At 46.5% G+C, this 23,446-nt stretch carries 17 protein-coding genes and 1 tRNA gene; 8 read left to right on the plus strand and 10 right to left on the minus strand.

The genetic code is table 11. The annotated features are described in order from the left end of the window. The first annotated feature begins 286 nt into the window (after nt 1–286). Complete coding sequence (locus U4956_RS03735; RefSeq protein ID WP_323089122.1) at nt 287–1,900, plus strand: hypothetical protein; 1,614 nt, start codon at nt 287–289, stop codon at nt 1,898–1,900. A gap of 138 nt (nt 1,901–2,038) precedes the next feature. Continuing rightward, on the plus strand, nt 2,039–2,920 hold the full coding sequence (locus U4956_RS03740; protein WP_323089123.1) for a DarT1-associated NADAR antitoxin family protein: 882 nt from the start codon (nt 2,039–2,041) through the stop codon (nt 2,918–2,920). A gap of 288 nt (nt 2,921–3,208) precedes the next feature. On the opposite strand, the gene U4956_RS03745 is transcribed toward U4956_RS03740, so the two are convergent. From U4956_RS03745 to U4956_RS03755, 3 genes are all read right to left on the minus strand, one after another. Then, a complete protein-coding gene (locus tag U4956_RS03745; protein ID WP_323089124.1) occupies nt 3,209–4,678 on the minus strand; it encodes a hypothetical protein in 1,470 nt (489 codons plus the stop codon). A 647-nt stretch (nt 4,679–5,325) separates the two neighbouring features. Next, a complete protein-coding gene (lysS, locus tag U4956_RS03750; protein WP_323089126.1) occupies nt 5,326–6,942 on the minus strand; it encodes a lysine--tRNA ligase in 1,617 nt (538 codons plus the stop codon). Between the two features lie 334 nt (nt 6,943–7,276). Then, nucleotides 7,277–7,891, minus strand: a complete 615-nt coding sequence (locus U4956_RS03755; RefSeq protein ID WP_323089128.1) for an L-threonylcarbamoyladenylate synthase — start codon at nt 7,889–7,891, stop codon at nt 7,277–7,279. Nucleotides 7,892–8,183: 292 nt separating this feature from the next. On the opposite strand from U4956_RS03755, the gene mnmE reads away from it, so the two are divergent. Further along, nucleotides 8,184–9,530, plus strand: a complete 1,347-nt coding sequence (gene mnmE / locus U4956_RS03760; RefSeq protein ID WP_323089130.1) for a tRNA uridine-5-carboxymethylaminomethyl(34) synthesis GTPase MnmE — start codon at nt 8,184–8,186, stop codon at nt 9,528–9,530. An 87-nt stretch (nt 9,531–9,617) separates the two neighbouring features. Beyond that, the gene (locus U4956_RS03765; RefSeq protein WP_323089131.1) at nt 9,618–10,235 is read left to right on the plus strand and encodes a DUF1622 domain-containing protein; all 618 of its coding nucleotides are present in this window, start codon (nt 9,618–9,620) and stop codon (nt 10,233–10,235) included. Between the two features lie 222 nt (nt 10,236–10,457). Here the strand turns inward: U4956_RS03765 and U4956_RS03770 are convergent, their stop codons facing one another. The 3 genes from U4956_RS03770 to U4956_RS03780 all read right to left on the minus strand — a co-directional run bounded on the left by U4956_RS03770 (nt 10,458) and on the right by U4956_RS03780 (nt 15,755). Then, nucleotides 10,458–11,219, minus strand: a complete 762-nt coding sequence (locus U4956_RS03770) for a hypothetical protein (RefSeq protein ID WP_323089134.1) — start codon at nt 11,217–11,219, stop codon at nt 10,458–10,460. Between the two features lie 521 nt (nt 11,220–11,740). Next, on the minus strand, nt 11,741–13,288 hold the full coding sequence (locus U4956_RS03775) for a transglutaminase domain-containing protein (RefSeq protein WP_323089136.1): 1,548 nt from the start codon (nt 13,286–13,288) through the stop codon (nt 11,741–11,743). Between the two features lie 382 nt (nt 13,289–13,670). Further along, nucleotides 13,671–15,755: a sodium-translocating pyrophosphatase gene (locus U4956_RS03780; protein WP_323089137.1), complete on the minus strand. Its 2,085-nt coding sequence runs from the start codon at nt 15,753–15,755 to the stop codon at nt 13,671–13,673. A gap of 124 nt (nt 15,756–15,879) precedes the next feature. On the opposite strand from U4956_RS03780, the gene U4956_RS03785 reads away from it, so the two are divergent. After that, nucleotides 15,880–16,488: a PolC-type DNA polymerase III gene (locus tag U4956_RS03785; protein WP_323089139.1), complete on the plus strand. Its 609-nt coding sequence runs from the start codon at nt 15,880–15,882 to the stop codon at nt 16,486–16,488. A 367-nt stretch (nt 16,489–16,855) separates the two neighbouring features. Further along, nucleotides 16,856–16,932: transfer RNA gene (locus U4956_RS03790), tRNA-Glu, on the plus strand. 275 nt (nt 16,933–17,207) lie between these two features. Here U4956_RS03790 and U4956_RS03795 read toward each other — a convergent pair. The 4 genes from U4956_RS03795 to U4956_RS03810 all read right to left on the minus strand — a co-directional run bounded on the left by U4956_RS03795 (nt 17,208) and on the right by U4956_RS03810 (nt 20,545). After that, on the minus strand, nt 17,208–18,050 hold the full coding sequence (locus tag U4956_RS03795; protein WP_323089140.1) for a tyrosine-protein phosphatase: 843 nt from the start codon (nt 18,048–18,050) through the stop codon (nt 17,208–17,210). 208 nt (nt 18,051–18,258) lie between these two features. Next, a complete protein-coding gene (locus tag U4956_RS03800) occupies nt 18,259–18,891 on the minus strand; it encodes a cytidylate kinase-like family protein (protein WP_323089142.1) in 633 nt (210 codons plus the stop codon). A 6-nt stretch (nt 18,892–18,897) separates the two neighbouring features. After that, the gene (locus tag U4956_RS03805; protein ID WP_323089143.1) at nt 18,898–20,271 is read right to left on the minus strand and encodes an SLC13 family permease; all 1,374 of its coding nucleotides are present in this window, start codon (nt 20,269–20,271) and stop codon (nt 18,898–18,900) included. A 58-nt stretch (nt 20,272–20,329) separates the two neighbouring features. Next, a complete protein-coding gene (locus U4956_RS03810; RefSeq protein WP_323089144.1) occupies nt 20,330–20,545 on the minus strand; it encodes a hypothetical protein in 216 nt (71 codons plus the stop codon). 588 nt (nt 20,546–21,133) lie between these two features. On the opposite strand from U4956_RS03810, the gene U4956_RS03815 reads away from it, so the two are divergent. Both U4956_RS03815 and U4956_RS03820 read left to right on the plus strand, forming a co-directional pair. Continuing rightward, nucleotides 21,134–22,450 carry a class II D-tagatose-bisphosphate aldolase, non-catalytic subunit gene (locus U4956_RS03815; protein ID WP_323089145.1) on the plus strand — a complete coding sequence of 439 codons (1,317 nt, stop codon included), beginning with the start codon at nt 21,134–21,136 and terminating at the stop codon, nt 22,448–22,450. 317 nt (nt 22,451–22,767) lie between these two features. Then, nucleotides 22,768–23,319: a DJ-1/PfpI family protein gene (locus U4956_RS03820; RefSeq protein WP_323089147.1), complete on the plus strand. Its 552-nt coding sequence runs from the start codon at nt 22,768–22,770 to the stop codon at nt 23,317–23,319. The last annotated feature ends 127 nt before the right edge of the window (nt 23,320–23,446 follow it).

The raw sequence follows: 23,446 nt of genomic DNA on the forward strand, positions 1-23,446 counted from the left end.
TCTTACAGCGTAGATTTTTCATTTAATCCACGGTTTGATTAACCGTTTAATCCATTTATTTCATACTCGAAAGAAAATTTTCGTCTGGAAATCCCTGGCAGACGCTGTTTTCAATCAAACAATGCCCAACCAAATGCCGGCCATTTATAAGGATATTCGTCCTTATTTGGCCGGCTTTTTTCATAAAAACAAAACAAATGTTCGATTATTAAATTTAAACCACATCTCACAAAGCTGTCGTCTAGTATCCGATTTGATTGATATTTGCATATGGGAAACTTGACTTATGCACCAAACCAATAACCTGATTTTAAATTGGTGTCTGTTCGATCCGATTTCGTTCTTTTTTCGTTTGTTTGCGGTTTCGACCATTTTAAAAACTTTCAAAATGATTTATCCTAAAGCCATGAAGAACCTTCATAGCGAAATCCGCCAGGAAATGGAACTGCTGCACTTTTCTAAGGCTCTTGCCCTGCTGGATTCGATCCCTGAAGATGAAAAAAGCGCGGCAGACTGGTTTAATTCCGGGATCTGCCACAGTTCCGTATATGCCTGGAAAAAGGCAGAACAGGACTATCGCAAGGCTCTTGAGCTTTCCGATTCTCCTGATCTTTCCAATAAAATCGGGCTGCGGCTGACGCACTACTTCACCCAGACCGGGCGGTTAGATCAGGCTGCTCACTGGTACAATGAGGTTCTCGAGAACCCGGTTAACGGTTCAGATGGCGATCGCCTGTTTTATGGCGCCCTGCTCGACTATGAAAGGGGTGACTTAAATGGTGCTCTTGATCTGGCCCTGCGACTGGCCAAAGGTGAAGAAAAGGCATCAACAGGAAGAATCCGCTGCGAAGCATGGCTGCTTTGCGGAGATTTGTATTCCGCAAAAGGAGACTTAAAAAAGGCAGTCCAGTCCTATGGGGAATCCTTACGGCTTTTAGATTCCTGTCCGCAAAACTGGCGTATGCTTAGAAAAGCATTAATACTGAACAACCTTGCGGATGTCTATGAACAGTTTGAATACTGGGACCAAGCCGCTTCTGTTTATGAACAGGCCTGGAAATCCATTGAGGAAATTCAGGATGATCAGATTTTCGATCTGGATGGCTACCGGCTCGAAATTCTGATGTCCATGGCCAACTTTTATGCCCTTCAGGATAACCTGTCTCAGGCAGAAGAGATTTTAAAAAAAGCCAGACCGATCGCCAATCAGATTGACATGCCTTTACGCCTGTATTGGGAAAGCCGGATGGAATACATCAGCGGCCTTTGCGAGCTGTATTCCGAAAATCCGAAGTATACCCCGTTTATCAAGCTCTTCGATGCCTGGAAGCTTCAAAGCCAGTATCTCACCCGCTTTCCGGCCGCAACCAAAGAATATCTGGCCCGCACGGCCTACTATGCTGCGTATTGTTATGATCCAAAGCTGGCCGGGGATGTCAGCCAGCGCCAGCTGTATGAACAGGCTCTCGATGAGTTTGAGCGCTGTGTGTTTAAGGACCCAAAGTTTTTCCTGTTCTGTATTGCCTCTGTCCAAAACGAACTGGGAAACCTTGACGTCGAAAACAACCCGGCCAGGGCCATTGAGCTGTACGAGAAGTCTGTGGAAGGCTACCGGGCCTACTTGAAGCTGTGGCCAGAAGACTTGCTCGCGCAAAGCTCGCTGTTAGCGGTTCTGCTCAATCTGTTTGGGGTCTATGACGAGAGAACTCTGCGCCAGAAAGGAGCCAAACTGCTCGATACCTTTGAAAAGGCGCTTTTCTCTCTCGATCAGGATGAAGAAACCCGGGCGGCAGCCAGGGATGCCCTTGCCCGCCTGCTGGATGATGACAGGCTTTATGCACTCTATGCCGATCGTCTTGAAAAGATTCATAATCACATGCAAGACCAGACGCTTTGCTAGCTCTGGTCTTTTTCTTTACACATTTCTTGAGGAGTGTCTCGACACATTTGCGATCTCTCCTTTCTTCTGCTCTTCTGCTTTCGTTTTTCACTGATGCGCTAAACCGATGGGTTTCTTATTGCGCCTTATAATAAGGACATGAGTACCCGTCCTGTATATACGCCAAAGCTTTCCCGCCCTTTCTATACAATCGAAAATTTCGAGTTCGACTGGGCAGCGGGTCAGGCTGCGGCTCAAAAAAAGAAAAATTCTGCAACTTTACAAAGCCTGTGGAAAGAGAAACATCCTGAAGAAAAAATCCTGGAAGTCTCCACGAAATCTGACGACCCAGCTGGTGTCAAGCTCTCGCCGTTTAATCTGACTCGCCGGCTTCCGAGCTTACGCAAAGAATTTCCGGTTGAAAATATTTACCAGTCTTCGAAAACCTTCCGTCATGGCGGCCCATATGTGGATCTGCTTGGGGTAACGCCAAACAAAGCGCTGGCGGATCCCAGACTGTTAGATTCTGGGGATCTTGTCTCTTTCACCCTGGAAAAAGAACAGTATCCGGTCAATCCGGACTTCTTGTTTTATCAATGGCTCTACCTGACTGCCCTGCTTGAAAATCCTGGTCTGGCCGATAAAGTCAAAAAGACTGATGCCTTCTGTGACATTGAATTTAACCCAAATAAAGGAACAAACAACCAGGCAAGAGCCTGTGCGGTGTTCAATTCCCTCGCCCGGCTGAATCTGCTGGAAGAAGCCCGTACTTTTGAGGGGTTTAAAAAAATTATGATGGCTCAGGATATTACCGAGATCAAAGAGCAGTCCCAGAAAAAGGAAGGCCCGCTTCAGCTCAATGAGCTGCGTTCGGATAAGCGCCGCCAGTCCTTTCCAGTTGGCAGTTTTGTTTCTCATCCAACAATTGGGGTGGGCGAAGTCATCCGTAAAACACCGACTAGCTACATCATTCGTTTTAAGGTTTCCGGTCCAAAAACGCTGACCAAAGACTTTGTAGAGTTCAACTGCAAAAAAGCTTGAATTTCGTATCTGCAAAAAAATTCTCGACCAGAGAACAAGAACTTTCTTGCTCCAATCGAGATTTTTTAATGCTCCACATAAGTTCTAATCCCCCGGTGAAAGTTGAGACTGAATATAGCTGCCGCAGCTGTTCAGCACAAAAAGCGACAGAATCCAACCTCTCCTTCGAGCCGTTGTCTCTCTGTCGCATTTTTCAATCCGCTCCGTGAAACGGTAGATCTAGTCTCAAAAAAGATTCAGACCTTAAAAATCACAGCTTATAAGTTATCTTAGTCTTTTTTATTAGTGCTATTTCAGTCCGTACCAGGCAGTTCCTTCATCATGCCAGCCGACCTTCACCAGCATATCTTTTTCCGCTTTGTTGTTGGTGTAATGGTGCTGACCAACTTTGGCATTCGGATTATACAGACGATAAATCACTTCACCATCATTGGTCGCTGAGTACATGCCAATCCCTTCATCTTTCCAGCCAAATCCAATCAGCACATTCTTTTCCCCTTGGCTCAGTGTGTAATGATGATCACCGGAATTAGGATTGTATAGACGATAAATTGGATATTCAGATTTCATTGGCAGCTTCCAGTTTCCAGACTCAGAATTCCAACCGGAATTTTTCAATATATCATGTTCAGCTCGGTTAGTCGTATAGAAGTGTTCACCCGTGTTTGGATTGTATAGACGATAGGAAGCTACCGGCGTATGATCATCAGAAGGCTTTTGTGGATCTGCAGGTTTTGTTGGTTTAGATGTAGATGTTGATCCCGAGTCTGAACCAGATGGACTGGTGAACTCATCAAAATACAAAACATCCCAAGTATTCTCTCCACCAAACCGATAGGTTTCTTCTTCCTGATCATTGCCGATAAAACTACCTGGCAATACATTATTTTGAATGATATAGCCAATGCTTATCGCTGCCTCGATTGACTGACTCTCTTTCTTCGTAATAGCTTGCGATCCGATATCTGTTAGTTTTACATCTTTACCAACAAGATTTTTTAATTTTTCAAGAACTGATCGAAGTTCAATCTCGCCACGAAAACTCTTTCCACAACCCATTCCTTCAGTTGGAGAATGGCCTTGCCAGTAGAAGAAAGTCGTGCAAGGATCGCTTACGTTATTCACCGGACAATCTGATAGAGATACATCATAGTTTTTTCCAGTGGTATTCGACTGGCAGCGAACGGTCAGATGCTCCAGTTTTGTTGGCAGTGGTCCAACCACAAATTCTCCTTCCTTTCCCGTCACCAACCCTGCTTGATTCTCACCATTCATGTTTGTCAAAACATCTGTTGTAGAATCGAAGTCTTTGGTAATGTTCCCGTTAGAATCTTCAACAAAGCGAAATTGGAAGGAAGGATCTGGTTTAACTTGGGTTTTATCTGCTCCTTCACCTGGAAGATAACCATAACCTGGAACAAGATAAATATATTCGTCCGAGTCTACATTAGGTGTTACAGAAACAAGATAATATTTTTTGCCACTAGTTTGAGAAGTCAGAACATCATTCAGAACTGCGGTTGCTGTCGCAAAAGTACGTGTTTCAGTTGTTCCTGAAAATCGGCCATCCGCACGCAGCTTATGGACTGTATAGGTAAGAGATGTATTTTGTTGAATAGCTGGCCAGACTTTGGTATCAAACGTATTTTCCTCATTTGTTTCCACAGCAAAGGTAGTTTCAACTGCCCTCAGACTTGCTGCATTGGTCAGAGATAATACCGTCGCTAAGCTTACCGCAAGAATCTTGTTGTATTTCATTGTCTTTGTACGTTTCCTTTCTCTGTGTCTGTTTACGTGCTTGCTTCTTGCCGCAGAATACCGATTTATTCGCTTTTCTATTTCGCATTTTTGGCTAATCTACGAAATTTTTGGTATTCGCTCCTTACAGTGCAAATCTAAAGAGAAATAGCTGCTCATTTCTTTTTATCTTATTATTTAGATTGAGACCCCCAGCAGTCCGGGAGGTCCGGAAGAACTTTTTACCCTGATTATTTGCAATTTGACTGATTTATCGTTGTCTTCATTTTTCTGAACGCAGAATTAAACAACTATCTAAATCTTATCAGGGCTTGAACGATCCATTTCTTATGTACTTTTGCTTTACCGCTATATTATGTGAGAAATATGTTAACTTATTGATGATTGCCCCTAAACTAAAACCAGTTGATCAACGAAACTTATCGCAGATTAGCCAATTTTATCACCGTCGAACCGGCTGTTCTGCATCCCATAATTTTCGCTTCCAAGACCAGACTTCCTTATTGAGGGCTGGTTTTTTTAAGAGTGCTTTAACCCTTCAGGCATAAAAAAAAACCGCCAGAACTGAATCTGACGGCCTTGATTGTCATATGAGATAAGTTTACTGAATCCTGAAAACAGATCCAGTATTGGTTTAAAAGAAAGGCTTAGGCTTCCTTGAGAATTTCATCAACCGTTTCTACGGCTTCCTGATCTTCCTTGGTTTCTTTAATCACTTTGACGTCTTTGGACTTCTTATCTTTTTTGTCCTTTTTTTCCGAAGCCAGCGGTTTCATGGTTGGGAATAAGAGAACTTCACGGATGGAAGACTGGTCAGTTAAAAGCATAACCAGGCGGTCGACACCAAGTCCAACACCACCGGTTGGCGGCAGGCCGTATTCGAGGGCTTCGACATAGTCGATATCCATATCATTGGCTTCATCATCCCCAAGCTCACGCAGTTCGAGCTGTTTTACGAAACGTTCTTTCTGGTCGATTGGATCATTCAGCTCCGAGAAAGCGTTGGCGTATTCATGACCTTTGATGAATAGTTCATAACGGTCCGTGAATCGTGGATCTTCGGCGTTCTTCTTGGCCAGCGGGGAGATTTCGATTGGATAGTGGTAAACGAAAGTTGGCTGAACAATGGTTTCTTCGACATATTTTTCGAAGAACAGGCTCAGGATATGACCGATGGAATTGTGTTTCTTTTCCAGTTCGATGTCATGTTCTTTCGCCAGACGGACAGCTTCGTCAAAATCCGTGATCTTTTCAAAATCGATCCCTGTTTTTTCCAGAACGGCATCGTTCATGCGAACGCGTGCAAAGGGTTTAGACAGATCGATTTCTGTTCCCTGGTAAGTGATGACCTGCGTGCCCAGAACTTCCTGTGCAACCGAACGCATTAAACCTTCGATCAGATCCATCATGCCTTCCAGATCCGAGTAGGCCACATACGCTTCGAAAGTTGTGAATTCAGGGTTATGGGTCTGGTCCATGCCTTCATTACGGAACAGACGACCGATTTCATATACCCCTTCCATGCCGCCGACGATCAGACGTTTCAGGTTCAGTTCGGTCGCGATCCGTAAATACATATCAATATCTAATGTATTGTGGTGGGTAACGAATGGCTGAGCCGCAGCCCCGCCAAGAATCGTGTTCAGGACAGGCGTTTCGACTTCAATTAATCCCTGACCATCGAGATAATGCTGGATGGCGCGGATAATACGAGGTCTGGTGATAGCAATACGGCGGGCTTCGTCATTCATGATCAGGTCCACATAACGCCGACGGAAACGTTCTTCCACGTCAGTCAGGCCATGATATTTTTCTGGAAGCGGACGAAGCGCTTTTGTCAGGTGAGTATATTCTTTGGCGCGAATCGCAAGATCACCATGATCGGTTTTCATCAGCACACCTTCGATGCCGACGATATCCCCTAAATCCGCTTTCTTGTACAGTTCGTATTGTTCATCCCCAACTGTATCTTTACGGATGTAAATCTGAATCTGTCCATCCAGATCCTGAATGTGCATGAAGCCGGCTTTGCCCATCCGGCGTTTTGTCATGATTCGTCCAGCTACCTTTACAGGGATCTGGAGCTCTTCTAATTCTTCTTTGGTTTTATCCTGATAGACCGGCACAATATCACCGGTTTTATGGGTTCGATGGTAAGCATGACCAAATGGATCCACACCCATATCGCGCAGATCCTGCATTTTCTGGCGTCTGACTTTTTCCTGTTCTGTCAGTTTCACGCCGCCAGTATTTTTCTGACTCATTTCGGGTCTCCTTTCTGTCTGTATAAAACAACCAGACTTCATCCTTATGCCTGAGACGCTCTGGTTATTGTCGACTTATCTGTTTTACATTAAGAAGTTTTGATGCGTCTGTCAAATCCCACCTGAATTCGGGCCAAAAAGAGTTTCGCACAGGCTTACAGCGGCTTTCCTCAATGCCTGTTCAAAAGACATGAACCGGGATGGAGGAGAGATCTGAAGCCGGTTTTGATCCCTTTTGCATGAGAGATTCCAGTTCAGAGCAGACCGGTTTCCCTTCCTTTTCTTCTATCCTTTGCCTCTTCTGTCCTTTGCCAAGGTGGTTTTCCAGTCTGCCTTATTGCTTCTTTCCTGCTTTCCAGGCCTGTTCAATCTGTTCTTGGGAAATCGGGCCCTGGCGTAAAACGACCGGTTCTTCTTTTGTGCAGTCAATGATGGTGGATGCCTGTAAATCGTGGCAGTCGCCATCCAGGATGCCGTCAAGTCCAGGAAGCATGTCCATGGCCTCCTTTTTGGTCAGGGCGGCGGGTTCACCGGAAATGTTGGCTGAAGTCACCATTAATGGTCGATCCAGCTGATCCATAACCTTTAATAAAATCGGTGCGTTGGGAATGCGCACCGCCGCGGTATCCTTGCCATTGGTCCAGCAGCGATCAACATGCTCTTTTAAGGGCATGATCAGGGTTAAAGCGCCAGGCAAAAAGGCGTCAGCAAGAATCTTTGCCATGTCAGTGACCTCTACAATTGATTCAATGGCTTCCAGACGGGAGACCATCATGGGCACCGGTTTAGTTTCCGGGCGGTGCTTAATCTGTTTTAAACGGCTTAAGGCCTGGGCATCCCCATAAATTGTGCCTACGCCATAAACCGTATCGGTTGGAAAGGCCAAAATCTTTCCCTCGTTAAGGGCTTTTGCCATCTGTTCGACCTGATCGGCCTGATATTCTTTCACGAATGAATTCCTCCATTTCTGCTCTGGTTGTTTCGATTCTGGGATTTTGGTTTCATTGGGATTCACTTTTGTTCGTTGTAGACTTTGTAGACTTTGCGGACTTTGTTTTCCTGCCCGGCAAGCTGTCACCTCTGACTGTCGGGTTGTCTGTTTCACTGAGTCGTTTTCTTTTGTCTGGCAATGCATGGCGGATTTCGGCTGACGTGCCAAAAGCTCCTCTTTCCAAATTCGGGTATAGTAAAGAAAAGTGAACCAGCCTGATCCTCAGGTTTTGTTTCCAGAAAGGATTTGCATGTTTGATGATACCATTGCGGCCATCGCAACTCCCCTTGCAGAGTCTGCTATTTCCATTATCCGGCTTTCTGGCCCGGATTCGATTGCGATTGCCAATTCAATTTTCAGCCGGGATCTGACCAGGGCAGCCAGCCATACGATCAATTATGGCTATATCGTCGATGAAGACCAGCCTGTTGATGAAGTCCTGGTCAGTGTGTTTAAAGGACCAAAATCATATACCGCTGAGGACAGCGTTGAGATCAATGCCCATGGCGGACCCTTGGTTACCCGTGAAATTTTAAAGCTTGTACTCAGCCATGGCGCGCGGCTGGCAAGACCGGGTGAATTTACCCAGCGTGCTTTTCTCAATGGTCGAATCGACCTGTCGCAGGCCGAAGCCGTTGAAGATATGATCGAAGCCTCGACGGATTCTTCGCGCAAGCAGGCGATTTATTCGATCCGCGGTCAGATTCGTGAACTGCTTGAGCCCTTAATCGATGATCTGATGGATCTGATCGCCAACATTGAAGTCAATATTGACTATCCTGAATATGAAGATGCCGAACAGCTCACCGCAAAGACTTTGCTTCCCCGCTCCAAAGCCTTGCTTGCACGGATGGATGATCTGCTGAAACGATCCAGGCAAGGGGTCATGGTGCAGGATGGCATCCAGACCGTGATCGTCGGTAAGCCAAACGTTGGGAAAAGTTCTTTATTGAATGCTTTGCTTGATGAAGAAAAAGCCATCGTCACCGATATTGCAGGCACCACGCGCGATCTGGTCGAAGGACGGGTTCGGGTTGGCGGTTTTACCCTCAATCTGGTCGATACCGCGGGCATCCGGGAAAGTGCCGATAAAATTGAACAGATCGGCATTGATAAAAGCCGTCAGTCGCTGGAGGCCGCGGACCTGGTCCTGTTGGTTCTTGATGGCTCAAGACCGCTGGAAAAAGAAGATTATGATCTGTTGGAAAAAACCCAGGACCGTAAGCGGATTGTCCTGCTCAACAAAAATGATTTGCCATCAGCTTTTGAGCCTGAAGCGATTGGACTGAATCCAGTCGTTTCGATCAGTGCAAAAGAAAAGAAAATGGATGCGCTGGAAAAAGCCCTCGAATCCTATTTCGATACCGATTCTCTTGCCTGGAAACCACGTCTTTCCAACGAGCGCCAGATTGGTCTGCTGGAACAGGCGAGGACGGATCTGCTTCGAGCCCAGGATGCAATGGAAGCAGGCATTGAGCCGGACCTGATTGAAATCGATATCGAAGCCAGCCATAATCACCTGAAAGAGATTCTTGGGGAAGTTCATCGCGAGGATCTGCTGGATACGCTATTTTCCAATTTCTGTCTGGGGAAGTAAATGGTAGACTAGAGTACAATCTAGATAACAGAATAATTATGTCTGTCTTTTCTGGAAAGTTATCAAAATAGAAAGTCAGGAATTTGTATGCCATCTCTATTGTTTACCAGCGGCCTGATGGCCAGTGAAACCTATATGTCATCGAACACCAAGTTTCTGCATGAGCTGACCATGGACATTGCTTCCTGGTCGATGTACATCCTTGAATTGCTTTCGATCTGTATCATCGTGTTTTCGACCGTTGCAGCCTTCTTCAAGCTGTTCAGGCATGAACGCTATGCCAGAGTCTATCTGCTTCACGGCCAGTCTTTAGGCTTGTCCTTCAAGCTGGGTGCTGAGATTTTAAGAACCGTCACCGCCACAAGCCTTTTAGAAATCTTTGAAGTTTTTCTGTTGATTCTGATCAAAGCCTGTATGGTGATGCTGATTGAACGTGAGCTTCGTTCCGTGGATGAAGAGGATTTCAACCATCCCAACAAACCGGATCAGATTTTATCCAAGAAATCCCTTGGCGCAAAAAATTCAAAAACTGTTGTCTCCACGACAAGTGCAGCGGTGAGTGCAGCGGTCTCGGCAGCTGTTTCTTCCGCTGTTTTGGCAGCCATTCATAAACCGGAATCCTTGAGTCCTTCTTCAGAATCTGCACCAGTCTTACAACCGGATTCCCCCTCAAGTTCAGCTTCGAATCACTCATCGGCCCTCTGAGGTGCCAGAACAGGTTTGAAATCTGATTTGCGTTTTTCTTCAACGAACACAAACATCAAGGGGCGAATCTTCCATTGATCGGAAGATTCGCCCCTTTTGTGCGTCCAATCTCTATAGCATCGGATGAAATGCCTGCATCTGGTGATAGACATGGATCTGGTGAAGATTTTTGAATGAATCATCGAATGAATTCATCGAATGAGATCATCATCGGTGGAATGCTTATTCCATGCCCTCCTGATAAGCATCGTCAGGCGTTCCCTGTTCGTATTCTCCATCCCCTTCAACCGGCAGATCGGGATCAATTTCCACGTCTGGTTCTACAGCATCGGTTCCATTGTCGACATCCGGTTCAACATAATCCGGTTCGACATAGACAGGCTCAATATAGATGGGTTCCTGCTCGCTGTCCTGGATGGAAGGATCCTGTTCTTCCGTGTCCGATCCTGCAGAATCCGTATTCGTTGTGGTTTCAGCTGGCTGCGTGGATTGGGATGTGCTGGCCTGGGTCTGGCCGCCTTCATCCCATGTGACCTCGAGAATGTCGCCGTTTAAAATCAGGTCAGCCTTTTGGGCAATGGTATGGACCGGGAAATTTTCCAGACGGTATTCCTGTTCATCCTGGCCATCTTTTGTCCTGATGACCAGTTCCAGGTTATCGACTGCCTGGTCTTTGTTGGCAATGTAAAGATCTGCCTGCCGGGAATCCATCCAGGTACGCTCATTTTTAAGCAGGTTGACAGGGTCTTGCTGGTCGCCTGATGGCTGTAAAGAAACGCTGATAATCGTCTTGCCTGTCTTGTTGGTCAGGATCACCTTTTTAGCCTGATCAGATTCTTCACCTAAAACCAGGCGGGCGCTGGCGTTTTGGGTGGTCGATGTATTGGAAGTTGATGTCTGTTCGGGTTTAGCGGCGGATGAGCAGCCGGCAAAAACACTGGCCGCCATCAGCGCACTCATGAACAGAGAAACGGATTTTTTCATTGAGAAACTCCTCCTGAAATCTGGGTAATGGAAAAACATTTCTATTGTCAGCCACTGAATGGCCGGATCGACTTGACAATCGAATATGAGATCAATTTTATCGCGAAAAGATCCAGTCCTCTTTTCCATTTTTTACACTTTGGAAAGGTCAGGCTGACTCGCAGGAATTGTAACATTTCCAGTATTCGTGCCAATACAGGCAATGATTTTTCGATTCTTTACAGCGGTTACATACTGGCTTGATTGCACAGACAGGCCATTGAGCGAAATCTATTGGGTCCTCCTTTTTGGATTGATTTCAAATCCGCTTTTGTCTGGATTGGCTTCCAGTCCTGATCTTTCTGGATTGTGCTGCCACATTTGCCCGACAGGGCGATCCCTTTCAGACGCTCCGCTTTCACTTTCAGTCATGGAAAATGGAAAAAGCCGGATTCTTCTGGTAAGTCCGGCTTGTTGAATCTGATTTCAATCGTCCCTTAAATCTTCTTTCAAGAAGGCGCCGATCGATCCTGAATCACTGCTTAATAATTGTAAACAAAAGTTGTTTTGTCGATTGGCTGCATGTAGCAGTAATTGCGTGGAAAGCCATCCGCTTTGGCATACATTTCTGGATCGCAGATGTATTTCTGGCCATCCACAACAATTTCCACCCAGGCATGCGGAGTTTCACCCGAAGTGGTTTTGATGGTTCCAACAACCATTTTGGCCTGGTAGCCTAAGGCTTTAGCCAGTTCGGCATAGACCTGAGAGTAGACATACACGTTGCCTACGCGTTGCTGCAATCCGACCAGTGCGAAGGTCTGTTCCTGAGTCATGCCTGCGTTTGCGGGAAAGTATTCAGGTTCATAGTGTTTGTAGGCGATGTTTTTAGCGGTCCAGTCAAAGGCTTTGCCAAGGTCATGGCCAGTAGAGTCGAGGACTTCCAGCGCTTCAATCTGGATGGTTTCATCTGGAGTCAGATTGGTTTTAAATCCGTTGGAATCAAAGTTCATTCCGTTGACGCTCTGATTGCGGACGGCTTTGCCGGTGCTGTCCAGATAGACAAAGCGATACTCACCATCGGCCTGGCCCGGTTCGAGCAGTGTATACCCAGTCAGGGCCTGGCCAGTTCCGGCATCGAGGAAATAGCGTTCGCCATTATAGTCGACCTGACCTCTTTGCAGGTGGCCTTCATCGTTGAACAGGTAGTATTTGCCATCGATCTGATACGATCCGGTTGCGGCCTTATTGCCATTGGATGGATCAAAATAGAAGGTTGCCGCATCGAATGTATTCCAGCCGGACAGGTATTTATCCTCTTCCTGGTCGAAATACGTAAAGCCGCCATCGGCAGCCGGTTCTTTGAGGTAGCGGATCAGACCATACCAGGCAATGCCCTCTGCATTCCAGCCGAGTTTGACTAAGGTGTCATTTTCATTCTTGCTGACTGTGTAGTTGTGGTTGTTGGCATATTCGTTGGGATTGTACTCACGATAGACCGGCTGCGCGTTTACATCTTCTTCGGTGTTGTACATGGAATTCCAGCCAACTCCTTCATCACTCCAGCCGGCTGCAATCAAATCATCCCGTTCTTCTTTGGAACGCGTGTAGTGGTGTTCCCCTTCACGGCCTTTGCCATTGTAAAGACGATACACAGGATCCCCAATATTGACTGGCGCATACCAGCCAACGGCTTCGTCTTTCCAGCCGATGCCGATCAGAGTCTTGCGTTCGTTTCCATCTTTGGTGTAGAGATGTTCGCCGGAGTTTGGATTGTACAGACGATACATCGGAACCATTTCATATCGTTCAAGCTGGTTTTCAAGCTGATCAATATAGTCCTGGATCTGCTCTTTCATGGCCGCATTGGTTTCTTTTTCCAGACGGTCTTTCTGGGTTTTGAGTGAGGCTTTAATGTCTTTGATGGTGCTCTCGCCTACGGCGACGGGAGTCGACACTTCATCATTCGATGGACTCGATTCTTCAAAGCTTTCTTCTTGGGCAAAGACAATCGAAGGCACATTGGACAGGGCCATGGTTGCCGCTGCTAAAGCAAGAAGCGCTTTTTTTCCTTTTAATGATATGTTCACTTCGTTTCTTCCTTTCTTTCGTGGCGGATCTGTTTCTGTTTCCCTCAGTTTTTCGGTTCGGATTCTTCTTATGATTGATCCAGACTCCACAAAGGGAAACAAATTCTATCTCTGAGTTTAACAATGTGTCCATTTCAGTTCAAGATCTGTCCGGCCCGGCAGACTCGATCCGGTTTATTTCTGACAATTCCGTAAGATCTTCTGTATTTTTTAGCACCGGTAATCAAAACCAGTTTTCTCTCTTTTCCAGATCTTTTCGCTCCAATGGCCCTGCTTTTTGAATCCAAAAAAAGCCGGACATTCAAAACCGGCCGGCCATTGACTCAACGAATGACTCAAACCACAGAAAAAGCCCGGCTTGCACCGGGCGTGGTTTGAGTCATTAATTGAATAAGAAGCTTAACCATGGAGTCATCTCGGCCAGAATCGGGGCCATAATCAAGGAGATGACAGACATCAGTTTGATCAGGATATCCATGGCGGGGCCAGCTGTATCTTTGAATGGGTCACCAACGGTATCGCCAGTTACAGCCGCTTTATGCGCGTCAGAACCTTTACCGCCGTGCTCACCGGATTCGATATACTTTTTAGCATTATCCCAGGCGCCGCCAGAGTTGGCCATGAAAACAGCCAGCATGATCGCGGAAACCAGACCGCCTAAAAGCATACCGCCAAGGCCCTGAGAGCCAAGGAACAGACCCACAACAATTGGGCTGAGCAGAGCGATCAGACCTGGAGCAATCATCTCATGCAGGGCAGCTTTGGTGGAGATATCTACACACTCTACATAGTTTGGCTTGCTTGTACCTGCAAGGATACCTGGATCATTTCTGAACTGTTCACGAACGTTTTCGATCATCTTATTGGCAGCACGGCCAACCGAACGGATGGTCAGGGCTGTGAAATAGAAGGGCAGCATGGATCCGATTAACAGGGCAACCAGAACACCAGGCTGCAACAGGGAGATGGAATTTAAGCCAGCAGCCTGAGCGAAGGCAACAATCATAGCCAGAGCTGTAAAGGCAGCCGATCCGATACAGAATCCTTTACCGATCGCAGCGGTCGTATTTCCTACAGAATCCAGGTGGTCCGTGATCTTGCGAACGGCTGGATCGAGGTTGGACATTTCCGCAATACCACCGGCATTGTCAGAAATTGGACCATACGCATCAACAGATACGGTAATTCCGCAGGTTGAAAGCATACCAACAGCACCTAAGCCAATTCCATACATACCAGAGAACAGATAGGCAACTACGATACCAGCAGCCAGAACCAGAACGGTTAATGCGGTGGATTCCATACCAACGGAGAAGCCGGAGATAATGTTTGTCGCATGACCCGTTTCCGATTCAGAAGCGATTTCTTTTACTTTCGGATATTCATCACTGGTATAGTATTCAGCAATCTTACCAAGCAGGATACCAACCACAAGACCGGTTGCAACAGAGAAGAACTGAGCAATCTGGCCAAACAGCCATAAAGAAGCAGCCATGGAACTGAGCAGTTCGATAATGGTAGCTACGTAAGTGGCAATATCCAACGCACGCTGTGGGTTTTCCCAGCGTTTCATCCGGACGAAAGCCTGGGCAAGAACCGCTGCGATGATTCCAAATCCAGCAATGATGAATGGGAACAGTGTAGCCTGCAGGCTATACGATTGCCCATTGATCGTAACGGTCAGACCTAAGGCAATGCAGGAAACCAGCGCACCAACATAAGACTCGTTCAGGTCAGATCCCATTCCGGCGATATCTCCAACGTTGTCACCCGTGTTATCCGCGATAACCGCCGGGTTGCGCGGGTCATCTTCTGGAATTCCAGCTTCGACTTTACCAACCAGGTCAGCCCCAACGTCAGCCGCTTTGGTATAAATACCGCCGCCAACACGGGCAAACAGAGCGATCATCGAGCAGCCAAGGGAATAGCCAGCCACAACGGGCACAGCCTGTTCAGGCTCGCCAAAGACAAACGTAAACAGCAAAAATAAGCCAGTCAGGCCTAAAAGACCAAAACCAACGACGCAGATTCCAAGAACGGAACCCCCGTTAAATGCCACATGCAAAGCATTTGGCATTCCGCCAGTACGGGCAGCTTCTGCTGTACGGACGTTGGCATAGGTTGCCGATTTCATTCCGATAAAACCAGCCAGGGCTGAGAAGGTTGCACCGACTAAGAAGCAGATGGCACCACTCCAGCCGACGCCGTCAATTCCCTGTAAGGAGGGAATGAATCCGAGCGCAGTCAGCAGGATAGCGACTGCGATCGCGAAGATTACAATGATTTTATATTCGCGGGATAAAAACGCCATTGCACCCTCGCGAATATAGGAGGCAATTTCTGTCATCCTCTCGCTTCCGGAACTTTCTTTTTTGACCGATCCGTATAAAGTAGCAGCATAGCATAATGCGAAAGCCGCTACGATCATGACGATGACCAGAATTGTCTCCATGTTGAGACTATTCATATTTTACCTTTCCTTTCTAGGCTCAAATCTTCCCTACTATATCAATTCCCCGCCAAACAATGGAATTATTTTGTGATAAGGCGGACAAATCGAAGCGTTTTTTCACATTTTTATGGAGGTATTTATGTATTTTCCACAACACCAAAACTATTTCGTTGACGACTATTGTGTTCTTGATCTGGAAACCACCGGTCTGAAAGCGAATTCATGCGAAATTATTGAAGTTGGAATCCTCAAAATCCGCCACAATCAGCCGGTTTCCAAGATGGATGTTCTCATTCGCCCCAAAAAGCTTCCGATCTCAGCCTTCATTACGTCTCTGACCGGAATCACCACCGAAATGGTGATCAATTCTCCGTCCATCGAAGAAGTCAGCTACTGGATCTGGGACTTTATTGGCGCGGATCCGATTCTGGGCTACAATGTGAATTTTGACCTGTCATTTCTTAAGGTTCATACGACCAAACACACGCCAGCCAACAGTTTTCTCGATGTCCTGCCTTTAGCCCAGATTGCCCGCCCTGAACAGAAGTCTCATTCCCTTTCTGCCATGACTTCCCTGTTCCATCTCTACCAAAATACACACCGGGCGATTGATGACTGCATTGCCACCTACCAGCTTTATACCTTGCTTAAAGAAGAACTGGCTGGAAACGATACCGAAGCCATCCATCAGGCCATTTACGACTTCAAAGCCAGACGCCGGCAGCAGCGCCAGGCTTCAAAGCGATGAAAAATGAATGTTGAGTGTTGATGGAACTGACACCTACTGCAATCGACTGAGTGACGCTTTTTGCGCTGATCCTGGTCCAGAACTCCCAGGCCTAAAAATCCGCCCCTCCCCAAACAGGAAAACTTCCTGAGACAATTAGGCTGCCCTTTCCGTGTCCACTCTCCCTTCTGCTTGCTGTCCATACGATGGCTCTGTCGATTTGCGGGTTTTGCAGGCTCAGGTAAGGGATTCGGATTCAGCTTGCTTTGCGCGGCTGGGCCTGACTGAATCTGGCTATCCATTTTTTGGTGGTTCTTTGACATTTATTCGAGAATAGCAGTCTTTCTCTGGATTTTGCCTGAACCGTGTGGTAGATTTAATGGCACATGGCGCGTTCGGCAAGTGGTTGAAGCCACAGCCCTCTCAAGGCTGCATTCACGGGTTCAAATCCCGTACGCGCTGCCAATGCAATTTACAGGTCCTCGCAAGAGGGCCTTTTTTTGCGGCTGGTCGTCAATCATCATTGGCCATATTGGCCATCCGGATGAGTTCCAAATCCTGCTGCCTGTAAAAAAAACCGGATTTTATGACATTCATAACATCCGGTCTGTTTTTATTTCGCATTTTAGAGTAGTCAGTCTTCCTTCTGGACAGTCAGTCTTCCTGGAAAACGATCAATCTTCCTTGGAAACGAACAGTCTTCTTTTGGTGGATTTCGTTTTCAATCCAAATCCCGCTTGTCAGACTGGCTGGTCAGCGGGCTGACTGGCTTTCATTTCTTTGGCCGCTTCTTTTTCGTCAATCAAAAATTTTTCCTGCAGCACTTTGAGATCCTCTTCGGTCAGTCCAAGAATCTGAATCAGGTATCCTTCCCAGCTGCCGGCCATTTCAATGACTTTGTTCTGGGCGGCGTCATAGTAGCTTTTATGAGCATACAGATAGCTGTCGATGTCATCATCAAGGGTGACTTCAAAGTTTTCAGCCACCTTCTGAACCAGCTTTTCATCTTTATTTGCTTCTTTGACCATATAGAGATTGGTCTGCAGGTAATCCTTCAGGCGATCTTCAGGGCTGACGCCCAGGGCGGTCTCCAGCAGCATGGCTGCCATGCCGGTTCTGTCTTTTCCCTGGGTGCAATGAAACAAAATACCGCCTTCATTGTTTTTAAGGATATTAAAAAATTCTTTCCAGGCAGCAATCGCGTCCTTGTCACTCATGCTGGAGGCGTACATGCTGCACATCAGTTGTCTGGAATCCTTTGCTGCTTCTTCGACCAGTTCTGCCTGGCCGCCCGCATCTTGCGACAAATCAGTTTCCCGATACACTGGATCATGAATATAGGTGCTTTCAGGAACGGGATGATCAGGGAAAAAAGTTGTTTCCCACGTGGTCCGTAAATCCACAACATTTTTGATCCCCATACCCTGTAAAGTCAGCAGATCCTGACGGTTTGCATGGCCTAAATGGCCGGAACGGATTAACATCCCCGGCTTAATGACTTTGTGATGACAGGTTTTGATACCCGCTAAATCGCGGCAGTTATGAATGGAATCAAAAGGCAGATAAACCGATACTTCGTCCATGGCAGATCCTCACTTTCTGGTTGCTGTTTTCCTGATCAAGGTTGAAATTTTGCAGCCTGATATTTCAATTGTAAATCGAATCCAGCTGATCAAGCTATTCAAAGAATTTCCGGAATTTGAATTTTCGGATTTTTTTGCACGCAAAAAGGCGTTTAAGCCGCCCGTTTGGGCATCAAAAAAGGCAGGACTGAACCTGCCTTCGTTGTTTCTATTTGTTAACGTGGTGATCAAAAATATCAGGATATTTTTCAGCGATAAATTTGATCAGAAGATCTGCAGACCGCTGGGTTCCAAGTTTATCGGAGCGGATGCACAGATCGTAGTTTTCCGACGAACCCCATTTGTGTTCACAATAGGAGTTGTGATAGTTCTTTCGTTTCCAGTTGTGCCGCTTCATCATGGCGACGGCATCTTCTCTGGATAAGCCGTGCTCTGCCATAATCCGGGGCAGTTTGAATTCTTCATCGGCCGAAACGAAGAAAGCAACCATGCAGGGATACTCTTTCAAAACTTCCTCAGCGCAATGCCCAAGAATAATGAAGGAGTCGCCGTTGCGGGCTTTATCGCGCAGAAAGTCAAATTCCATGGCGGCCAATGCCGCTTCATTGGAGTTGGTCAAACCCTTGACGGTCCGGCTGGTCAGTTTCCAGCGTGGACTTTCATCCCGGTAATACAGATCCTGAACATCTTTCTGGTTGGCAATGCCTAAGCTCTGTAAGATATTTTTTTCAAATACCGGCAGCTTGAGACGCCCGCCAATCAGGGTCGCGATTTCCTTACCGCCGCTGCCAAACTCACGGTCAATTGCGATAATCAGCTGATGATTAGGTGTTTCTTCCATTCTCTTTTATCCTCCAAGTACCACGTAGCGCAGAAGGATAATGCCTGTCGAAATTGCCAGAACAAGGATCGTAGCAGGGACAGCATATTTACAATATTCCTTCCAGCCAATCGGGTAACCGTTTTTCATTGCCACTGCGGTTCCCACAACGTTGGCACTGGCGCCAATTGGCGTTGCACTTCCACCGATATCCGTACCGATACTCAAAGCCCAGGCAAGAGTCCGGATCGAAATTCCCTGCGTAGAGGCAAGCGTCGTGATAATTGGAATCATAGTTGCCGAGAACGGAATATTGTCGACGAATGCGCTGGCCAGTGCAGAAATCCACAGAATGATGACAATCACTAACACTACATTACCACCGGAGATGTCTGCAATGAAGTAGGCAATCTGCTGGAGGACGCCAGTTTTCTCAAGTCCACCGACAACTATAAACAATCCGATAAAAAATAACAGGGTTTTATAGTCGACGCGTTTTAAAATCAAGCCGGCTTTCTTGTAGTTGCAAATCAATGTAACCAGACCAATGAATGTACCGATAAAGGCTACAGTAAGACCGGTATTGGCATGAGAAACCAGTAAAACCACCGCTACCAGAAAGATCAGAACCGACAGGATAAAAGCCGTCTGGTTTTTAATCGCTTCAGCTGGAACTGGAAGCGTCTTGGGATCAATTTCCTGGCGGTCGGCTTCTTTGAATTCTTTACGGAAGCAAAACCAGAAGTAAAGAACCGCTGCAATCAGCGAAATGCCGGCAATCAGACCAGTATTGGTCAGAAAGTCAAAGAATGTCAGACCTAATGAAGTCCCGATGATGATGTTAGGTGGATCACCGCACATTGTCGCTGAGCCGCCAAGGTTCGAGCAGAAGATTTCTGCCAGAATCACAGGGACTGGATTGAACTTGAGGATCTTGGCCAGTTCGACCGTCACCGCAGCCAGGAAAAGAATAACCGTGATGGAGTCGATGAACATGGAAAGAACAGCGGCCATAATCGTAAAGACAATAAAGATTGCGGAAGCTTTGTAATGAACAAGCTTTGCGAGTTTCAGGCATAACCACTGGAAAAATCCCGCTTCGGCCATGCCTTCGACCATAACCATCATGCCCGCAATAAAGATGATGGTTGACCAGTTGATTCCAGAAGAAGATTCAGCTCCTTCTGAAGTCACGTGCCAGAACTCTGGCGTAAAGATGCTTTGCACATTCAATGTCTGCCAAATCGCATCCCACGACTGCATGCAAAGCGCGAATACCAGAAGCAGGGTCGCAGCTCCGCAGCATAAAGTGATGTAATGATGCGGCCATTTATCGAGGATGATCAGGATGAACATCAACAAGAAGATCGCGACCGCAACCCATGGAGCTAATGCTGCCATAATTCCACCTTCCCTAGAACTTTCAGACAAGTTCTACCCATAGTCAAACAGAATTGACTTAATTTCGTATTAAGATGCCCATAGAATTTCGGATTTTTTTACTGGGGAGGCTTTCACTTTCATTGATCGCTTCCACTTTTTTTTCTGCTTTAAAACCTCTTCTTTTTGACTTCCCATACTCCTGCATAAATACGGCAGACCAGAATGAATACGCGAATTCCGACCTTTCCAAATCCAGACCTGCCGCAAAAAAAAATTCATCTGCCAGATCCAAATTTCCTTTCTGTTTTCTTTCTGACTTTGGAAAACATCCCTTTTTCGGACATTTTTCCTTTATATCAGTCTTTTCTGTTCTTTATTTCTTTGCCTTACTTTTTCGTGCAGCGCCCTTACTCTTTCTGGCAACAGGAAATGTTTTAAATTGCTGGATCGCCTGTGGGGCAAGCAAAAGCGGCCTCAATCCGATTTTTTGGCTGACTGTTCTAACCAGGCAGACTGTTCAAACTTTAAAACTTTGGGTCTTTTTGCATTGAACGTTTTGGGACAGTCTTTGTCTGGCAGTTTTCAGAACCGGTCCATTTCCTTAACCTCATGCTTATTCGGATATTCGTTCCCTCTTTAGAAGCCATCATGGAAAGAGATGCCCACGCATTCTTGCCCCTGCCTCAGCCTTAGACTCCTCACCTTTGTCTCTCCCTCTTCTAAACGCGTCTTTCAACCGCAGCCCCCTTGGCTCCTGCATCGATCCCACGGGATTTTTGAATTTTTTATCTTTTTTGTCGATTATGCTATCGAAGATTACTAATATGTGCAAATTGATTCAGATCCGATTGATTACAATACTGTTGAGGAGGGAAAAGCAATGCCCGAAAACACCTTAAAAAACATTGTCAGAAAGCAGAAAGCCGGTCAGCCGGTCGGAATCTGCTCCGCCTGTTCTTCCAATCCATTTGTCATTGAAGCTGTCCTCGAAAAAAGCCGGGATGACAACGAAGTCTGCCTCATTGAATCCACTGCCAACCAGGTCGATCAGAATGGTGGCTACTCCGGTATGACACCGGCTGATTTCAAAGCCTTCGTCCTTGAAAAAGCCGCCAAGATCGGTGCCGATCCTGCCAAGATCTATTTAGGCGGTGACCATTTAGGTCCATTAACTGTAACCAATCTGCCAGAAAAAGAAGCCATGGCTTACGCCAGACAGCTTGTCCATGACTATGTCAAAGCCGGTTTTACCAAAATCCATATCGATACAAGCATGAAAGTGGCTGACGATGACCCCAACGTCCGTCTGAGCGATGAAACCATTGCCCGTCGTGGTGCTGAACTGGCCCGCGTGTGCGAAGATGCCTACCAGGAACTGTTAAAAGAAAATCCAAATGCCGTTCGTCCTGTTTATATTGTTGGCTCCGAAGTTCCGATTCCAGGTGGGGCAACCGGAGATAATTCCGGCATGCAAATCACGCGTGTCGAAGATTTCAAAAATACCGTAGCTGCCTTTGAAAAAGCCTTTAAAGATCATGGTCTTGAAGAAACCTGGAAGGATGTCATCGGTGTCGTTGTTCAGCCTGGTGTTGAAGAAAAAGATGCCGGCTGCACTGAATACGATCGAAAGAAAGCCAAAGATCTGATGGCAAGCATCAAAGATTTTGACAATCTTATCTTTGAAGGCCACTCCACCGACTACCAGACCAAATACAAACTGCGTGAACTCGTTAAAGATGGTGTCGGGATTCTGAAAGTCGGACCAGGGCTGACTTATGCCGCCCGTGAAGCCCTGTTTGCGTTAGCCTACATGGAAAAGATGATGTTTCATGGCCGCGAAGAGCAGACCAGCCACTTCATTGACGTTCTCGAAAAAGCGATGCTTGAAGACCCCAAAAACTGGGCTAAGCATTATCATGGGAGCCCGGACGAACTCTGGTTCAAACGCAAATTCTCCTTCTCTGATCGTTCCCGCTACTACATGCCCAACGAAAACGTTCAGAAAGCGATGGAAAAACTCTTTGCCAACCTGCGAAAGGAAGGAATCAATCTTGCGGTTCTGTCCCAGTTCATGCCCGAGCAGTACACCAAAGTCCGTGAAGGCAAACTGAGAAATGATCCGGAAGACCTGGTCAAAGATCGGGTTCGCCATACTCTGGCTGAATATGGCTATGCCACTCATCAAAACGAACTTTAAAGCCGTTTTCTGCTGACTGTTTTTACTCAGTAAATCCCCTGGCCTGTTTCTTACAGGCCAGGGGATACAGTGCGGGAAGATCCTCTTTCATCTATTCTTCTCTTCTTCCTGCATGATTCAAACCGGAGGTTCTGTCTTCTCCTTTCCATTTTTCCATACCTGTTTTCCTCACAGATCTCCTGTTTGAGCCGGCATCTATCTTCAGATGGATGGACCGGCTTTTTCTTTTCTCCAATCGCATGGATCAGATCAGAAATGTAGTCAGATCCAATCCGATCTGGAAATTTTTTCCCTACACTGGTCATGAGGTGATATCCATGAAAAAAGCTGCAATCCTGATTGCGGACGGCTTCGAAGAAATCGAAACCATTGTTCCTTTTGATCTGCTCAAACGCGCTGGCATTCTGGTTGAACTGGTCAATGTAGAAAACAAAAAAGAAGCCACAGGAGCAAACGGCCTGATCATTGAAACGCCAATTGAACTGCGTGGATTTGATTTTGAAACCACTGATGCTCTGATTATTCCCGGCGGCCCTGGCGCACAGATTCTTGGCAAAACTCCATTGGTAGAAGACGAAATCCGTCACTTTGGTGAAAATTCACAAAAGATCCTGGGCGCCATCTGTGCAGGCAGTGCTTTAGTCGGTTCACTTGGCGTCTACAAAGGCAAAAATTACGTCTGCGTTCCTGATCTGAATGAAGACTCGTTTGGCGGCCATTTCGAAAAGAAACATGCGGTGGTCGATGGCCACCTTGTCTCCGGTATTTCGGTTGGCGGTGCCTTTGAATTCGCATTTGATCTGATTGAAAAACTGGTCGATAAAAAAGCAGCGGACAAGCTGAAAAAGGAAACCTGCTACAAACTCTAAACATCTTAAGTAAACAAGTTTGAACAGAAAGATTTCTGCCTGCCAGTTTGTGGCAACTGACCAAGATGACTTCCTTCAAGACTCTGAAAATCCTCAGGGTCTTTTTTTGAAACCGGCTGATCACCGT

Origin of the sequence: Allobaculum sp. JKK-2023 (genome assembly GCF_034745455.1) — a bacterium.
Taxonomy (GTDB): Bacteria; Bacillota_I; Bacilli_A; order Erysipelotrichales; family Erysipelotrichaceae; genus Allobaculum.

Excerpts from the sequence above, each read along its gene's own strand:
- U4956_RS03785 (WP_323089139.1), top strand. The coding sequence starts at position 15,880 with ATGTATTTTCCACAACACCAAAACTATTTCGTTGACGACTATTGTGTT.
- lysS (WP_323089126.1), bottom strand. The coding sequence starts at position 6,942 with ATGAGTCAGAAAAATACTGGCGGCGTGAAACTGACAGAACAGGAAAAA.
- U4956_RS03770 (WP_323089134.1), bottom strand. The coding sequence starts at position 11,219 with ATGAAAAAATCCGTTTCTCTGTTCATGAGTGCGCTGATGGCGGCCAGT.
- U4956_RS03765 (WP_323089131.1), top strand. The coding sequence starts at position 9,618 with ATGCCATCTCTATTGTTTACCAGCGGCCTGATGGCCAGTGAAACCTAT.
- mnmE (WP_323089130.1), top strand. The coding sequence starts at position 8,184 with ATGTTTGATGATACCATTGCGGCCATCGCAACTCCCCTTGCAGAGTCT.
- U4956_RS03820 (WP_323089147.1), top strand. The coding sequence starts at position 22,768 with ATGAAAAAAGCTGCAATCCTGATTGCGGACGGCTTCGAAGAAATCGAA.
- U4956_RS03805 (WP_323089143.1), bottom strand. The coding sequence starts at position 20,271 with ATGGCAGCATTAGCTCCATGGGTTGCGGTCGCGATCTTCTTGTTGATG.
- U4956_RS03795 (WP_323089140.1), bottom strand. The coding sequence starts at position 18,050 with ATGGACGAAGTATCGGTTTATCTGCCTTTTGATTCCATTCATAACTGC.
- U4956_RS03740 (WP_323089123.1), top strand. The coding sequence starts at position 2,039 with ATGAGTACCCGTCCTGTATATACGCCAAAGCTTTCCCGCCCTTTCTAT.
- U4956_RS03800 (WP_323089142.1), bottom strand. The coding sequence starts at position 18,891 with ATGGAAGAAACACCTAATCATCAGCTGATTATCGCAATTGACCGTGAG.
- U4956_RS03735 (WP_323089122.1), top strand. The coding sequence starts at position 287 with ATGCACCAAACCAATAACCTGATTTTAAATTGGTGTCTGTTCGATCCG.
- U4956_RS03780 (WP_323089137.1), bottom strand. The coding sequence starts at position 15,755 with ATGAATAGTCTCAACATGGAGACAATTCTGGTCATCGTCATGATCGTA.
- U4956_RS03815 (WP_323089145.1), top strand. The coding sequence starts at position 21,134 with ATGCCCGAAAACACCTTAAAAAACATTGTCAGAAAGCAGAAAGCCGGT.
- U4956_RS03745 (WP_323089124.1), bottom strand. The coding sequence starts at position 4,678 with ATGAAATACAACAAGATTCTTGCGGTAAGCTTAGCGACGGTATTATCT.